Source organism: Streptomyces eurocidicus (genome assembly GCF_002891295.1).
Taxonomy (GTDB): domain Bacteria; phylum Actinomycetota; class Actinomycetes; order Streptomycetales; family Streptomycetaceae; genus Streptomyces; species Streptomyces eurocidicus.
Genome location: NZ_LGUI01000002.1, coordinates 618,861 through 631,696, shown reverse-complemented (window position 1 = coordinate 631,696; position 12,836 = coordinate 618,861). Strand labels below are relative to the sequence as shown.

Below are 12,836 nucleotides of genomic sequence, written 5' to 3'. Positions count from 1 at the left end.
CGGACGGACCCCGGGCCGCCGGGCGCCCGCGCGCGGGAGACGCGTCCGGTCCGCCCGTCACCTCGCGTACGAGCCCAGCCCGACCAGGCAGTAGACGACTCGCCAGAGGGTCCTTCCGCCCCGGCTGCTGCTGCTCGAATAGGAGTACTGGGTGTCCTCGACGCCCTTGCACATGTCCAGGTCCTCGGTGCCGTGGAAGGTCCTGATCACCCGGTAGTGCGCCCGGGAGGAGGAGCAGCCGACCACATGGAACGGGTCCACGCTCACCGCGGTCGCCGACCGGGGAGGCGCCTCGCCGTCGAGGCAGGTGCCCGAGTCGTGCGGGCTGGGCGGGGGCGCGAGGGACGGCACGGAAGGGATCGCCGGGACACCGGCGGCGGGCGCGGGCGGTACGGAGGGGGTCGGCGCTCCCGTCCCGTCCGGCCGGAAAGGAGTGGCCGACGCGGCCGGGGCGCCGGCGGAGGAGGAGCGGCCGTCGTGGTCGTTCAGGACCACCAGACCTCCGACGACCGCCACGAGGACGGCGAGGCCGAGGAGCATCGGCGTCCGGCGCCCGGGGCCGGCCGACACCGTGACGCGTATCCGTACCTCGCCGTGGGCCGTGAGGATCCTGACGAGACCGCCGCCGGGCAGCGGCGGTACGCGGACCATGACCGGCCCCGACGGCAGGTCCACGGAACGGATGACGCCCGACGACGCCTCCTTCGGGGTGAGGCTGAGCGTGACTTCCACTGACACCGGAACTCCTGGGCTGATGGTGCGACCGCACCCTGAACGAAAGACGCGGAGCAGGACCGGCCCACCCCGGCCCAGTGTGTACGAACGCCCCTGAAATCCTGGTGAAAGCTCCTCCGCCCCCCGTCAAGTGGGGTGCCGCGCCGCGCAGTCGGAGTGCCGGCCGGTACCCCTGGGCGGCGCACGTCCGACCGCGGAAGAGCCCGGACATCCACACCCTCACCCCGGAACTTAGGCTAGGCTAAGCTAACTTCCAGCGGCAGCCGGTACGCCCTGGAATGCCCAAAAAGAACGCGAAAAGGGACAGATATGACCTTGCGGGTGGCTGTAGCGGGCGCGAGTGGCTACGCCGGGGGTGAGATCCTGCGGCTGCTGGCCGACCACCCCGAGGTGGAGCTCGGCGTGGTGAGCGCCCACACAAGCGCGGGCCGCCCCCTCGGGGAGGTGCAGCCCCACCTGGCCGGACAGGCGGAAAGGGTGCTGGCGGAGACCTCGGCGGAGTCGCTGAGCGGACACGACGTCGTCTTCCTGGCCCTCCCCCACGGGCAGTCCGCGGCACTCGCCGGCCAACTGGGCGAGGGCACCCTGGTCATGGACTGCGGCGCGGACTTCCGGCTGCGCCGGGCCGCCGACTGGGAGCGTTTCTACGGCACGCCCCACGCCGGCTCCTGGCCGTACGGCCTGCCGGAACTCCCGGGTGCCCGCGCGGCGTTGAAGGGCGCCTCGCGGGTGGCCGTACCGGGCTGCTACCCCACCGCCGTGACGCTCGCGCTGTATCCCGCGTTCGCGGCGGGGCTGGTGGAACCCGAGGCGGTGGTCGTCGCGGCCAGCGGCACGTCCGGGGCCGGCCGCTCGGTCAAGCCGCACCTGCTCGGCTCGGAGGTCATGGGCTCGGTGAGCTCGTACGGGGTCGGCGGGGTCCACCGGCACACCCCGGAGCTGACGCAGAACCTCTCCGCCGTGGCCGGGGAGCCGGTGACCGTGTCGTTCACCCCCACCCTGGTGCCCATGGCGCGCGGCATCCTGGCCACGTGCTCGGCGCGGGTACGGCCGGGGGTGACCGAGGAGCGCATCCGCGCCGTCCACGAAGCGGCCTACGCCGACGAGCCGTTCGTCCGGCTCCTGCCGCCGGGCCAGTGGCCGTCGACCGCCGCCGTGCTCGGCTCCAACTCGGCGCAGGTGCAGGTCACCCTGGACGCGGACGCCGGACGGCTGGTGGCGGTCAGCGCGATAGACAACCTCACCAAGGGCACCGCCGGCGGCGCGGTGCAGAGCATGAACGTCGCCCTGGGCCTGCCCGAGGGCCTGGGCCTGCCGAAGAACGGCGTGGCACCGTGACGGCCTCCGACCCCCGGGGCGGGAAGCCCTCCCGCACGCCCACCGGGACCGGCATCGAGGCCCTGCCGTGGCTCCGCCGCCACCGGGGCCGGACCGTCGTCGTCAAGTTCGGCGGCAACGCCATGGTGGACGGGAAGCTCAAGGAGGCGTTCGCCCAGGACGTGGTCGCGCTCCGGCGGGCGGGGCTGCGCCCGGTGGTCGTGCACGGCGGCGGCCCGCAGATCAGCGCGCTGCTGGAACGGCTGCGGCTGGAGGTGCGCTTCACGGCCGGACTGCGGGTCACCACGCCCGAGACCATGGACGTCGTACGGATGGTGCTGGCGGGTCAGGTGCAGCGGGAGCTGGTCGGGCTGATCAACGCGCACGGACCGTACGCGGTCGGCATGACCGGCGAGGACGCGCACACCATGACGGCCGTGCGGCGCCCGGCCTTGGTCGACGGCGAGCCGGTGGACATCGGCCTGGTCGGCGACGTCGTCCGGGTGGACCCCGACGCCGTGCGGACGCTGCTCGACGACGGCCGGATCCCGGTGGTCTCGCCGATAGCCCGGGGCGGCGACGGCGAGGTCTACAACGTCAACGCCGACCTGGCGGCGTCCGCGCTCGCGGTCGCCCTCGGCGCGGAGAAGCTCGTGGTGCTCACCGACGTCGCGGGGCTCTACGTGGACTGGCCGCACAGCGAGGAGGTCGTCGAGCGGCTGACCGCGAGCGAGCTGGCGGAGCTGCTGCCGGGGCTGGCCGACGGGATGGTGCCCAAGATGGAGGGCTGTCTGCGAGCCGTACGGGAGGGCGTGCGCTCGGCGCAGGTCCTCGACGGGCGGGTGCCGCACACCCTGCTGCTCGAAGTGTTCACGGACGGGAACACCGGAACCACGGTGGTGCCCGACGCACCGGCCGACGAGAGGAACGCGTCATGACGGGGGACGGGGCCGCGCGCACGGGCGTGACGGGCGGCGGCGCGGAGCTGACGGACCGCTGGCGCGCGGTGATGATGGACAACTACGGCACCCCGCCGCTGGCGCTCGTCCGGGGCGAGGGCAGCACGGTGTGGGACGCCGACGGCAGGGCGTACACGGACCTCACCGGCGGGATCGCGGTGAACTCCCTCGGGCACGCCCACCCGGCGGTGGTCGAGGCGGTGGGCCGCCAGGTCGGCCGGCTGGGGCACGTGTCGAACCTGTTCGTCTCCGAGCCGCCGGTCCGGCTGGCCGAGCGCCTGCTGTCCCTGGCCGGGCGGAAGGGCCGGGTCTATTTCGCCAACTCCGGTGCGGAGGCGGTCGAGGCGGCCTTCAAGATCGCCCGAAGGACCGGCCGGCCGCACATGGTGGCCACCGAGGGCGGCTTCCACGGCCGGACCATGGGAGCGCTGGCACTGACCGGGCAGCCCGCCAAGCGGGACCCGTTCCGGCCGCTGCCCGGCGGGGTCTCGCACATACCGTTCGGCGATGCGGCGGCCCTCCGGGCGGCGGTCACCGAGGACACCGCGGCGGTGTTCGTCGAGCCCGTACAGGGTGAGGCGGGCGTGCTGCCGGCCCCCGAGGGGTATCTGCGGGCGGCCCGCGAGATCACCCGCGCCGCCGGCGCACTGCTGGTCCTCGACGAGGTCCAGACCGGCGTCGGGCGCACCGGCCACTGGTTCGCGCACCAGGCCGACACCGGCGTCGATCCGGACGTGGTGACGCTGGCCAAGGGGCTGGGTGGCGGGATGCCGATCGGCGCGACGCTCGCCTTCGGCGCGGCGGCCGGTCTCCTGACGCCGGGACAGCACGGGTCGACGTTCGGCGGCAACCCCGTCGCGTGCGCGGCCGGGCTCGCCGTGCTGGAGACGATCGCCGCCGAAGGGCTGCTGGACCACGTCAAGCGGATGGGCGAACGGCTGCGGCGGGGCGTCGAGGAACTGCGGCACCCCTTGGTGGGCCGGGTCCGGGGAGCGGGGCTGCTGCTCGGCGTGGTGCTCACCGAGCCCGTCGCCGCACGGGTCCGGGCCTCGGCGCAGGACGCCGGCTTCCTCGTGAACGCCACCGGCGCCGACACCCTGCGGCTGGCCCCGGCGCTGACGCTGGGCGACGCCGAGGCGGACGCCTTCGTCGCCGCCCTGCCGGGGATCCTCGGCCACTGACACACACCCGGAGCACCGTGGGCGTCCCGCGGGTTCCTCCGGTCACTCTCCTCACACCGGGCAGCACAGAGAAGGGAACGAGCATGCCGGCACGGCACGCGCACACCGCACCCGAAGGGGCCGCCGCGCCCCACGACCTGGTCGGCATCGGCTTCGGACCGGCCAACCTCGCCCTGGCCATAGCCGCCCGGGAACACGGCCAGGGCGACCCCGACGGCGCGATACGCGCCGCGTTCGTGGAGCGCCAGGAGCGCTTCGGCTGGCACCGGGGGATGCTGCTCGAAGGCGCCACCATGCAGGTGTCGTTCCTCAAGGACCTGGTCACCATGCGGGACCCCGGCAGCCGGTTCTCCTTCCTCCACTACCTCCAGGAGCGCGGCCGGCTCGCGGACTTCATCAACCAGAAGACCTTCTACCCCACCCGGATCGAGTTCCACGACTACTTCGAGTGGTGCGCCGCACGGTTCACCGACCGGGTGGCGTACGGCCACACGGCCACGGCCGTACGGGCGGTGGAGTCCGGCGGGCGGGTCGACAGCGTCGAGGTCGTCACGCGCGCGGTGTCCGGACCGTCCGGCGACCGCGTCCTGCGGACCCGTAACGTCGTCGTCGGCACCGGGCTGCGCCCCCGGCTGCCGGAGGGCATCCGCACCGGCGAGCGCGTCTGGCACAACCGTGATCTGCTGTTCCACGCACCCGAATTGACGGTCCGTCCGCACCGTCGCTTCGTGGTGGTGGGTGCCGGGCAGTCCGCCGCGGAGACCGCCGAATACCTGCACCGCACCTTCCCCGACTCCGAGGTCTGCGCGGTCTTCTCCCGCTACGGCTACAGCCCCGCCGACGACAGCCCCTTCGCCAACCGCATCTTCGACCCCACCGCCGTGGACCACTTCTACGACGCCCCCGAAGACCTCAAACGAACCCTGCTCACCTACCACGCCAACACCAACTACTCCGTCGTCGACGGCGACCTCATCGAACACCTCTACCGCACCACCTACCAGGAAAAAGTCCACGGCCACCAACGACTGCGCATCCTCAACACCACCCGCCTCACCGCCGTCGAAGACATCCCCGGCGGCGCCCGCGCCGTCATCCGCCCACTGACCGGCGACGAGACCTACACCCTCGACTGCGACGCCGTAGTACTCGCCACCGGCTACCAGCCCACCGACCCCCGCGAACTCTTCGGCGACCTCGCCACCGAATTCCTCACCGACGACAACGACCGCCTCCGCGTAGACCGCGACCACCGGATCATGACCACCGACCGCATCCACGCCGGCATCTACATCCAGGGCGGCACCACCGAACACACCCACGGCATCACCTCCACCCTCCTCTCCACCCTCGCCATACGTTCCGGCGAGATCCGCGACTCGCTTCTCCTGCGGCGCGCGGAACGGGACGTACGGGCGCGGCTGGAGGCCGAGGCCGGTGACGGCGTGACGGCCGCGCGCACGGGCTGAACCGTCCGGCGCCCTCTCCTGGTCCCCCAGCAGAACCCGACCCACGAAAAACGAAGGAGCACCACAGCCATGGCCGCCACCAACCCCTTCGAGGACGACGACGCCCGCTACCACGTCCTCGTCAACGCCGAGAACCAGCACTCCCTCTGGCCCGCGTTCGCCGAGGTCCCCGACGGCTGGACCGTCGCGCACGGCGAGGACTCCCGCGAGGGCTGCACCGCCTACGTGGACGCCAACTGGACGGACCTGCGGCCCGCGAGCCTGGTCGCCCGGGGCTGAGGGCCCGGCGGGTCCCGCGCGGAGGGCCGGTGGAGAAGGACTTCCACCGGCCCTCCGGCCCGCCCGTCCGGGCGCGGGCGGCAGGCGCGGCACGGCCGAAAGCCGGGGTGTGCCGTGCGGCGGGGCCGTGTACGGTGCGGGGCGAAGTCGCAGTGGCGGACGTGTCCCGCACCGATACGGAACGGCTCGCGCCAGTGCTCCGGCACCTGGGCGGGCCGCCGTCCGATCCGCCACCGCAGCGCGAAGACCGGGATGTCGACGACACCCCGGGCCCATGGATTCCGTTTCCGGACCGGAAGGGGACGTGCGCAATGCGGAACCGACTGCGCGAGAGATTCAGACACATAGGACGGACGCCCGGCTCACCAGGGCCGGGTCGCACCTTCACGAGCGAGGGCCGGCCACGACGGTCCCTCACCCGTACGAGCCGCGGGGACGGTCCCCGCGGTCCGGCCCGTACGAGCCGTGTGAGCCGCGCGCTGGCGGCCGTCGCGGTGGGGGCGCTCCTGGCCGCCGTGCCGGGGCTCGCCCTGCCGGGGCCGGCCGCCGCGAACTCCCGGGCCGCCGTCTCCTACGGTTCGTCGATCGCCGCGGCACGCGGCGTCGACGGGCGGCTGGAGCTGTTCGGGACCAACAGCGGTGACGCGATCTACCACCGCTCGCAGAACTCCATCGGCGGCACCTGGGGACCCTGGGCACAGTTCGACGGCGCCCTGCGCGCCGTCGCCTCCGAGACCAACGCCGACGGGCGCGTGGAGCTGTTCGGCGTCAACGCCGGCGGGGGCATCTACCATCGCTGGCAGACCTCCCCCGGCGGCGGCTGGTCGGGCTGGGAGCAGTTCGACGGTGCCCTGACCTCCATCGCCGCGGCGCGCAACGCCGACGGCCGGCTGGAGATCTTCGGGGCCAACGGCGCCGGGGCCGTCTACCACCGCTGGCAGACCTACCCCGGCGGCGGCTGGTCGGCATGGGCACAGCTCGACGGCGGCCTGACGCAGGTGGCGGCCGAGACCAACGCGGACGGCCGGGTGGAGCTGTTCGGCGTCAACAGCGGCGGCTACATCTACCACCGCTGGCAGACGTCCCCCGGCGGCGCGTGGTCGGCGTGGGAGCAGTTCGACGGCCAGCTGACCTCCATCGCCGCCGCCCGCAACGCCGATGGACGGCTGGAGATCTTCGGGACCAACAGCGGTGACGCGATCTACCACCGCTCGCAGAACTCTTTCGGCGGCTCCTGGGGACCCTGGGCGCAGTTCGACGGCGCCCTGAGCCAGGTGGCGGCCGAGACCAACGCCGACGGCCGGATCGAACTCTTCGGCGTCAACAGCGGCGGCTACCCGTACCACCGCTCGCAGACCTCCGTCAGCGGCGGATGGTCGGGCTGGGCGCTGTTCGACGGCCAGCTGAGGGGCTGAGCACCGCCCCGGACGGCTGACGGCGACCCCGGCGGGCCCGGCCCGCCGGGGTCGTGGGCGCGGGCTCCCCGAGCCGGCGGGTGCGCCCGGCACGCCCTTGACCTGGAGCCCGCTCCAGCACCTACCTTCGGGGCATGTCAGACAACACCCTTTCGGTAGCCGTCCTCGGCACCGGCATCATGGGCTTCCCCCTCGCCCGCAACCTCGCTCGCGCCGGCCTGGACGTGCGCGCCTGGAACCGCAGTCCCGGGAAGGCCGCACCGCTCACCGCCGACGGTGTGCGCGTCGCCGGGTCGCCCGCCGAGGCCGTACGGGGCGCGGACGTCGTGCTGACCATGCTGTACGACGGGCCGGCCGCCCTGGACGTGATGCGGGAGGCCGCGTCCGGACTGCGGGCCGGTGCGGTGTGGGTGCAGTCGACCACCGCGGGCCTCGACGGGTTCGCCGCGCTCGCCGGTTTCGCCGGCGCACACGGCCTCGTCCTCGTCGACGCGCCCGTCCTGGGGACGAAGCGACCGGCCGAGGAGGGGAAGCTCACCGTCCTGGCCGCCGGGCCCGAGGGGGTTCGCGACATCCTCTCCCCCGTGTTCGACGCGATCGGCGGGCGTACGGTCTGGGTGGCCGACGAGGCGGCCGGCGGTGCCGCGACCCGGCTCAAGCTCGTTGTCAACAGCTGGGTGCTCACCGTCACCCACGGCACCGCCGAGGCGCTGGCGCTCGCCAAGGGCCTCGGCGTGGACCCGGCCGGCTTCCTGGGCGCCGTCGAGGGCGGCCCGCTGGACATGGGCTATCTGCGGGCCAAGTCGCGGCTGATCCTGGAGGGCGGCCTCACCCCGCCGAGCTTCGCGACCACCACGGCCGAGAAGGACGCCCGGCTGATCGTCGCGGCGGGTGAACAGGCCGGAGTGCGCATGGACGTGACGGCCGCGGGCGCCGAGCGCTTCCGCCGGGCCGCCGAGCAGGGCCACGGCCAGGAGGACATGGCCGCCTCGTACTTCGCCAGCTTCGACGGCTGAGGGACCGCGGCGCGGGCCCGTGCCGGGGGCCGGGCGGGCTCTCCCCTCCGTGGCCATGCCCGCGGGCCCCGGTGCGGCGGGGCCGAGGGGTCGGGCGCCGCGCCGTACGTCCGGGACGTACCCCTGCGTGCCGCCGGGCCCCGGCCGGGGCGTGCCCCGCCCCGTCACGGCACCCGGCGGGCGCCGACCGGCCACCGGCCGTACGGGGTCGGGAGCATATGATCGTCCGGGATCCGTCGGGACAGGGGGAGACGTCACAATTGTCCGCGTCGCACCAGTCGGCTCACATCCTTCTGCTCGGCCCCGTCCAGTTCGTCCCGGCCCGGGGGACGGCCGTCCGCCCCGGCGCGCCGGGGCCGCAGGCCGTGCTGGCGGCCCTGGCGCTGCGCGCGGGAAGCCTGGTGACCACCGACGAGTTGATCGACGGGCTCTACCACGACGACCCGCCGTCCTCCGCCCGGCGCGTGGTCGTCAACTACGTGCACCGGCTGCGGACCCGCATCGACCGCGCGGACCCCGGGGCCGGGGCGGCCGGTGAACGTGCCTCCGCGGTGATCGGGACGACCGACGACGGCTATGTGCTGCGGCTCCCCGAGGAGAGCGTCGACGCGCTGCGGTTCGGCGTGCTCACCGCCCGGGCCAGACGCCGGGCCAGGGACGGCGACCCCGCGGCCGCCGCGGCCGCCCTGGAGGAGGCGCTCGGGATGTGGCGGGGGCCCGCCCTCGCCGGACTGCCCGGACCCGCCGCCGAGGACCACCGCCGGGCGCTCACCGAGCAGCGGGCGTCCGCGGTGGAACACCGCCTGGAGCTGCTGCTGGAGTGCGGGCGCAGCGCGGAGCTCGTACCGGACATCCTGCGCGCGCTGGAGGCGTACCCGTACCGGGAGCGGCTGCACGGCGCGCTGATGCTGGCCCTCTACCGCTCCGGGCGCGGCGCCGAGGCGCTGCTGGCCTTCGAGGACGCCCGCCGGGTGCTCGCGGACGAGCTGGGCATCGACGCGGGTCCCGCCCTGCGGGAGCTGCACGCCGCGATCCTGGCGGAGGACCAGGCGTTCCTCGGCGCGCCCTCCCCGGCGGGCGAGGCGGTCCCGGCGGGGGCCGGCCCGGTGCGGCCGGACGTCCGGGAGCCCTCGACGCCGGCTCAGCTGCCGCCCGCGCCCTACGACTTCACCGGCCGCCAGGAGCAGATGTCGGCGCTGGTCCCGGCGCTCACCGGGGGCGCCGAGCACGCCGCCGCGGTCATCACGGGAATGGGCGGGGTCGGCAAGACCACCCTGGCCCTGCGCACCGCGCACACCGTCGCCGCCGCCTACCCGGACGGTCAGCTGTACGCGAACCTGCGCGGCCCCGACGGGGCGCCGTGCGACCCGGCCGGGGTCCTGACGGGGTTCCTGGCGGCGCTGGGCGTTCCGCACGAGCGCTTCCCCGCGTCGCTCGCCGACCGCTCGGCGCTGTTCCGCACCCTGTTGTCGCGGCGGGCGGTGCTGGTCGTGCTCGACAACGCCACCAGCGTGGCGCAGGTCGAACCGCTGCTGCCGGGCGCGGCCCGGTGCGCCGTGCTGATCACGGCGCGGGCCCTGGCGGCGATGCCCGCCACCCTCACCGTGCCGCTGGTGGGCCTGGGTCCCGAGGACGCCGTGGAGCTGATCGGCAAGGTCGCCGGGGCCCGGCGGGTCGACGAGGAGCCGGAGGCCGTCGCGGCGCTGGCGGCGGCCTGCGGGCATCTGCCGCTGGCGCTGCGCGCGGCCGGTGCCCGGCTGGCGGCGCGGCCGGCGTGGAGCGTCGCCACGCTGCTGGAGCGCGTGTCGGACCAGGCCCGGCTGCTCGGGGAGCTCCGGGTGGGGGAGCTGACGGTCGAGGCGGTCTTCGAGCTGTCGACGTCCCAGCTGCCGCCCCGGCAGGCCCGCGCGTTCATGGCGCTGTCGATCCCGCACTACGCGGAGTTCGACGTCAAGGGCGCGGCCGCCGTTCTCGACCTGCCGGAGCAGGACGCGGAGACGGTGCTGGAGGCGCTGGTCGACGCCGTGCTCCTGGAGACCCGCGCGCCGGGCCGCTACCACTTCCACGACCTGGTGGGCGCGTACGCGCGGGCGAAGGCGCGGGCGGAGCTGACCGAGCGGGAGCGCCGTGCCGTGGTGCGCCGCGCGGCCGACTACATATGCGCCAGCGTCGTGGCCGCGGTGCGGGCCTCGCAGCCGCTGGCCGGTCCGCTGACCGCCGACATCCACCCCCGGCGGTCGGCGGGGGCGGACGTGGGCACCGGGCGCGAGGCGATGCTGTGGATGCGGAGCGCGCTGCCCACGGTCGTCGCGGTCGTCGAGCAGGCGGCCGCGAGCGGTGACGCCGACGCGGTGGCGCTGGCCGTGGACACCGTCACGCTCGTGCCCTGCTTCGAGGACATCGTGCCGCTCGGCTCGTTCGCGCAGGCCGCGACCGCCCTGGTGCCGGCCGCCGTGGAACACTGCGGCGGCGACATCGCGGGCACCGCCTACTACGCGGCGGGGGTGGTGCTCCAGAAGCACTCCTCCCCCGACTCCCTGCACCGTTCGCGGGCGCATCTGCTGAAGGTCCTGGAGATCTTCGGGGACGCCCCCGCGCCGGGCGGCGGCCCGCGCCCCTTCCTGCTGGCGCTGTTCACCCTGGCGATGCTCGCCCACCTGGAGCTCCAGTTCGGGAACTACGCGGCGGCCCGTGCCTACGCGGAGCGGTCGGTGGCCGTGGCGGAGGTCAGCGGCGACCGGGAGCTGGTCGCGCGGCGGCGCACCCTCCTGCTCCAGATAGAGGTCGAGGACCCGGACCGGCGGATGGACCTGGCCCGGATCGGTGCGCAGTGCCGGGAGCTGTCGGGCGTCTTCACCCGGAGCGAGGACGAGAAGTGGCTCATCAGGATGCTGATGACGGAGGCGGAGAGCGTCCTGCGCGGCGGCGGTCACGCGGAGGCCGCCCGGCTGTACCGCCGGGTGCTGGAACGCGCCCGGCACAGCGGCCACGCCCGTAACGAGACGGAGTGTCTGTTCCGGCTCTCCGAGGCGCTCCTGGCGACGGGCGACGCCGAGGGCGCGCTCGGGACCGCGCGGGACGCGCTGGCCGGTGCCCGGCTGGCCCAGGAGCCCCTGCTGACGGCGCACGGTCACCAGGCCCTCGGGGAGGCCCTGCGGGCGGTGCGCGAGGAGGCGGAGGCCGCCGCGCACCTGGCGCGGGCCGAGGAGCTGTACCGGGCGCTGCGCGGGCCCTCGGGGCCGCCGGAGGCATGACGCGTCCGGCGGGCCCGTCCCCGGTGTTCGTTCCGCACGGTCAGGCCGCCATCCTCGTCGGCGCCGGGAAGGGCGCGGCGGCGGGCTCGACGGCGGGCCGGCAGTCGGCGAGCGCCACGGGGGCGCCCGTGGCGACCATGATCCGGCGGTCGCCGCGGAAGGGGTCGCGGCCGTGCGCGCTGCGGATGTTGTCGACGAGCATCAGGTCGCCCGGTTCCCAGGCGCGGCGGACCGTGGCCGCCTCGTAGGCGGCGCTGATGGTGTAGAGCTCGCCCCGGGTGAGGGGGAGGCCGTCGCCGAAGCCCGTGTGGAAGGGCAGTCCCGCGTGGCCGAGCTCGTCGACGAGGATCTCGCGGGCCTTCTCGTCCAGCGACCATTCGTTCCAGAACGCCATGTGGTTGAACCACACCTCCTCGCCGGTCTCCGGGTGCCGGACGACGCCGGGGCGCAGCCTGCGGGTGCGGAGGCCGCCGTCGGCGCGCCAGTCGCAGGCGATGAGGTTCTCGGCGCAGTAGCGCTCGACCTCGGCCGGGGAGTCGGTGCCGAATGCGGACCGCCAGTTCGCCGAGAGGCGGTCGGAGTAGGTGCGGGTGAGCAGCCAGCCGTACGTCCGCATCCGGTCGACCAGGTGCGAGGGGAGGTAGCGCAGCACGCTCCGGCAGTCGGCGACGGGGGTGGCCCCGCCCTGCTCGGGGGCGGTCAGGCAGCCGAAGAGGAGCAGCCCGGGGAAGGTGAGGGCGTAGCTGTTCTCGTTGTGCGTCCGGATCGACTGGCCGGCGGGCGGGTTCGTGGTGGTGCGGGCGTCGTGGCCGAGGTCGCCGCGGGGTGTGGCGGTCTCCCGGTGGGTGCTGTGCTGCGGTAGAAGGACGTCCCGGACCTGCGCGAACGTCTCGGCGCTGTGCACGGGCAGGCCGCGTATGTACACGGCGCCGTGTTCCCGCAGGCCGGCGCGGAGCGCGTCGTGCGCGGCGGCCAGCCAGGCGAGGGCCTCCTCGGTTCCGGGCTGGTGGGGGGCCACGAGGGTGGCGGGCCGGCCGGGCCCGACGGACCAGTGGAGGTTCACCGGTCGCCGCCCGTGGCACGGTGCGGGCGGTCGGTCGCGTAAGAGGTCGGACTGCACGTCGGTTGGTGCCGGGGCCGGGCCGTACGGGCCGGCTGCCGCTGTTCGGGCATGGGGGGTCTCCGGGTGGGGTCGATCGGGGTGACACGGG

10 protein-coding genes are annotated in these 12,836 nt (G+C 74.7%); 8 read left to right on the top strand and 2 right to left on the bottom strand.

Going from position 1 to position 12,836, the window contains the following annotated elements; translation table 11 throughout:
• Nucleotides 1–57: 57 nt before the first annotated feature.
• Nucleotides 58–738 carry an LppU/SCO3897 family protein gene (locus AF335_RS07660; protein ID WP_146045460.1) on the bottom strand — a complete coding sequence of 227 codons (681 nt, stop codon included), beginning with the start codon at nucleotides 736–738 and terminating at the stop codon, nucleotides 58–60.
• 306 nt (nucleotides 739–1,044) lie between these two features.
• Between AF335_RS07660 and argC the strand changes: the two genes are divergently transcribed.
• From argC to AF335_RS36155, 8 genes are all read left to right on the top strand, one after another.
• Nucleotides 1,045–2,073 carry an N-acetyl-gamma-glutamyl-phosphate reductase gene (gene argC / locus AF335_RS07655; RefSeq protein ID WP_102917507.1) on the top strand — a complete coding sequence of 343 codons (1,029 nt, stop codon included), beginning with the start codon at nucleotides 1,045–1,047 and terminating at the stop codon, nucleotides 2,071–2,073.
• Nucleotides 2,070–2,990, top strand: a complete 921-nt coding sequence (gene argB / locus AF335_RS07650; protein WP_244926952.1) for an acetylglutamate kinase — start codon at nucleotides 2,070–2,072, stop codon at nucleotides 2,988–2,990. Before argC ends, argB begins: the two co-directional genes overlap by 4 nt.
• Complete coding sequence (locus tag AF335_RS07645; protein ID WP_102917506.1) at nucleotides 2,987–4,192, top strand: acetylornithine transaminase; 1,206 nt, start codon at nucleotides 2,987–2,989, stop codon at nucleotides 4,190–4,192. Before argB ends, AF335_RS07645 begins: the two co-directional genes overlap by 4 nt.
• 83 nt (nucleotides 4,193–4,275) lie before the next feature.
• On the top strand, nucleotides 4,276–5,661 hold the full coding sequence (locus AF335_RS07640; RefSeq protein ID WP_102917505.1) for a lysine N(6)-hydroxylase/L-ornithine N(5)-oxygenase family protein: 1,386 nt from the start codon (nucleotides 4,276–4,278) through the stop codon (nucleotides 5,659–5,661).
• A gap of 69 nt (nucleotides 5,662–5,730) precedes the next feature.
• Complete coding sequence (locus AF335_RS07635; RefSeq protein WP_102917504.1) at nucleotides 5,731–5,940, top strand: MbtH family protein; 210 nt, start codon at nucleotides 5,731–5,733, stop codon at nucleotides 5,938–5,940.
• Nucleotides 5,941–6,407: 467 nt separating this feature from the next.
• Nucleotides 6,408–7,355, top strand: coding sequence for a PLL family lectin (locus tag AF335_RS07630; RefSeq protein ID WP_244926951.1), 948 nt, complete (start codon nucleotides 6,408–6,410; stop codon nucleotides 7,353–7,355).
• Nucleotides 7,356–7,489: 134 nt separating this feature from the next.
• Nucleotides 7,490–8,371, top strand: a complete 882-nt coding sequence (locus AF335_RS07625; protein WP_102917503.1) for an NAD(P)-dependent oxidoreductase — start codon at nucleotides 7,490–7,492, stop codon at nucleotides 8,369–8,371.
• 260 nt (nucleotides 8,372–8,631) lie between these two features.
• Complete coding sequence (locus tag AF335_RS36155; RefSeq protein ID WP_267470706.1) at nucleotides 8,632–11,625, top strand: AfsR/SARP family transcriptional regulator; 2,994 nt, start codon at nucleotides 8,632–8,634, stop codon at nucleotides 11,623–11,625.
• A gap of 40 nt (nucleotides 11,626–11,665) precedes the next feature.
• Here AF335_RS36155 and AF335_RS07615 read toward each other — a convergent pair whose 3' ends face one another.
• The gene (locus AF335_RS07615) at nucleotides 11,666–12,688 is read right to left on the bottom strand and encodes a TauD/TfdA family dioxygenase (protein ID WP_102917501.1); all 1,023 of its coding nucleotides are present in this window, start codon (nucleotides 12,686–12,688) and stop codon (nucleotides 11,666–11,668) included.
• Nucleotides 12,689–12,836: the final 148 nt, after the last annotated feature.